At 55.2% G+C, this 2,608-nt stretch carries 3 protein-coding genes and 1 pseudogene; 1 reads left to right on the forward strand and 3 read right to left on the reverse strand.

The genetic code is table 11. The annotated features are described in order from the left end of the window. The first annotated feature begins 100 nt into the window (after window positions 1-100). Window positions 101-1,078 (forward strand): tyrosine-type recombinase/integrase, encoded by a 978-nt coding sequence (locus tag HMPREF3143_RS00080; protein WP_013087234.1) that lies wholly within the window; start codon window positions 101-103, stop codon window positions 1,076-1,078. A gap of 212 nt (window positions 1,079-1,290) precedes the next feature. On the opposite strand, the gene HMPREF3143_RS24485 is transcribed toward HMPREF3143_RS00080, so the two are convergent. From HMPREF3143_RS24485 to HMPREF3143_RS00095, 3 genes and pseudogenes are all read right to left on the reverse strand, one after another. Next, on the reverse strand, window positions 1,291-1,707 hold the full coding sequence (locus HMPREF3143_RS24485; RefSeq protein WP_084832138.1) for a type II toxin-antitoxin system YafO family toxin: 417 nt from the start codon (window positions 1,705-1,707) through the stop codon (window positions 1,291-1,293). Further along, window positions 1,698-2,225, reverse strand: coding sequence for a hypothetical protein (locus tag HMPREF3143_RS00090; protein WP_225986326.1), 528 nt, complete (start codon window positions 2,223-2,225; stop codon window positions 1,698-1,700). Before HMPREF3143_RS00090 ends, HMPREF3143_RS24485 begins: the two co-directional genes overlap by 10 nt. A 124-nt stretch (window positions 2,226-2,349) precedes the next feature. Next, window positions 2,350-2,608, reverse strand: a pseudogene (locus HMPREF3143_RS00095) (DsbA family protein); the annotation flags it as partial.

Genomic DNA, 2,608 nt, shown 5'->3' on the forward strand with positions numbered 1-2,608 from the left:
CTTATTAAAATGTATCTTTGAAAAAGTAGACTTTCTGCGGTACGCTCTGACAGTAAGTTTGCCCCCGATTTTTTACGCAGCGCGCCGGACGGAGCCCGACATGATCCTGATTCCCGATGACGAACCGGAGCTGAGTCTGCCCGCAGCCAGTGAGGAATTCCTGCCGGCGCTGTCAGGTGAGAATGCCCCGGTCAGCCCGGCCCGGGCCTACCTGCTTTCACTCAATTCCCACCGCAGCCGGCAGACCATGGCCTCGTTCCTGAACATCGTCGCCGTTATGCTCGGAGCTGCCTCCCTGGAGTCCTGCAGCTGGGGCAGCCTGCGGCGCCATCACGTGATGGCCGTGACCGAACTGCTGCGCGACACCGGCCGGGCCACCGCCACCGTCAACACCTATCTTTCGGCACTCAAGGGCGTGGCGAAGGAAGCCTGGATGCTCAGGCTGATGGACGTGGAGAGCTTCCAGCACATCCGGGCGGTCCGTAACCTGCGCGGCAGCCGTCTTCCGCGCGGCCGGGCCCTGCCGCCGGAGGAGATCCGGGCGCTGTTCGGTGCTTGCGAGGCCGATGACTCCAGCATTGGGGTGCGCGATGCGGCGATGCTGGGTGTCATTCTCGGCTGCGGCCTGCGACGCTCGGAGGCCGTGGGGCTCGATTTGTGTGACATTGTCACAGATGAGCGGGCGCTCAGGGTACTGGGTAAGGGGAACAAGGAAAGGCTGGCCTATATGCCGGCGGGCACCTGGCAGCGGCTCAGAAAGTGGATCGATGACGTGCGGGGAGAAAAAGACGGGCCGCTGTTCACCCGTATCCGCCGCTTTGACACCCTGACGAACGACCGGCTTACCGACCAGACGGTGTACCATGTCCTGCAGGTGCGCCAGCGCCTGGCTGGGATTGCAAAATGCGCACCGCACGATTTAAGGCGAACCTTTGCGACCTCCATGCTGGATAACGGCGAGGACTTAATCACTGTAAAGGATGCCATGGGGCATGCCAGCGTCACCACCACCCAGCAGTACGATCGCCGCGGCGAAGCGCGCCTGCGCACGGCTCGTGACCGTCTGGATCTGATATGAACTTAATAACATACCAAGATGATAAGTTAACAAGATAGTGTGCAAAGATGCTCGCAGGCTGCGCGATTTTCTCGAATGGTTCAACAGTGGAACTTCCGTTAAAGTAGGTCTGCCGGTTATCCTGCTTCCCCTTCTGAACCGGGGTGGTTTGGATATGCGGGATGGCCGGTCCTTTTCGTTCTTTCGCCGGGTACCATATGTGATTTTGAGGGTTATGAAGCGTGAAAATCTTCTGCAACTTCAGAAAAGTAGCTGAGTAACCGGGTATCTCTCGCTGGCATACGTTCATGAGCCGGTTTTATCAGCCCCATCAGCAGAAAGCGGCCGCTATCCCACATGTGTTCTGTGTAAATGAGATAATGATCTGAGGTACGGTTGTAATTCTCTTGTCTGGCACTCCAGGTGAGCTGGAAATGCAGATTAACGTGAATATGCTGGACGTTAGCATCGACAGCGAATGGCGGGAAATCAAAGGGGGCGTCCCTTCCAAGGAGATTCGACGGTGCGCCAGTTGATTTATACGTGATGAACTCTGCCTGTAGCTGACTCTCCAGCTCAGGGTAAACGGCAAACGTGGGCTGGAAAAACGAATCCCACGTGACATGACTGTACTCAGCCGTTAACGCCATTTGGCCGCAGCCCTGTCGCCTGAATCCAGCAGGTGATTCATGGCCGAGAGGTTGATTCCAGAGTCACGCACTTCTGTCGTTCGCGTGATTTGATCAATCAGACTAAGGTAGTTTTTGGTCGCAAGACTGACCATCTTAATGGCCTTAAAGAACGCAAACTCAACAGAATTCCTGTCATACGACTGAATGATGTTTTTTTCCGGCAACATCAGAACAAAGGACTCTGCGATACCTGCGACATGGATAGTATGATTTCTGATGTCGCTGGCGACTTTGATAGCGCCGGAGAAATCGCTGTCTGCATACCGGGCCAGCTCAATGCGACTTGAGCGTAATTCTTCAGCTACGTCATTGAGAGCAACAGTGAGCTCGCTGATATCGGTTTTGTTGACTCTGGAGCCCATTTCGTAAACCCGTTCAACAATCGTAGGCTGACACGCAACCGCTTTGGGTTGCGGCTGGAAACTGGCAAGAACCAGTGCCACTGCGGCCTGCAAGTGCTGGATTTTAAATTTCACGACGACGGACTCCATAATCATCATCTCTCGACGAGGCGCTGCATTTTACTACTGAACTTAACTATATGCTAAAAAAAGTTGGTTGCATATGTGGCTGGCACAGCAAACAGGAAATTGAAATCCTCTATCTGGCCGTGGCTTTCAGGATTGCTGCCTGGAGTCTTTCAGCGGTTACGGCTTCCGGGAAAACCGTGATGGTGTCAGGAGTCGCTCCGCTAACGGGCATGACGATGATCCCCGGCGTTCCGGTGAGTCCCAGCGCCTCAGCCAGGTTACTGTTTTTCTCCAGGGATGCGGTATGGTCGCCAGGAGCTGGGGTGGTCAGTCCCGCCTTTGACGCTGCTCCGTGAATATCCTCCGCCGTCAGTTTGCCTTCATTATGG

The organism is Enterobacter sp. HMSC16D10 (assembly GCF_001807145.1).
GTDB lineage: Bacteria > Pseudomonadota > Gammaproteobacteria > Enterobacterales > Enterobacteriaceae > Enterobacter > Enterobacter roggenkampii.

Coding starts and splice junctions, on each gene's coding strand:
- HMPREF3143_RS00080 (WP_013087234.1), top strand. CDS start 101: ATGATCCTGATTCCCGATGACGAACCGGAGCTGAGTCTGCCCGCAGCC.
- HMPREF3143_RS24485 (WP_084832138.1), bottom strand. CDS start 1,707: ATGGCGTTAACGGCTGAGTACAGTCATGTCACGTGGGATTCGTTTTTC.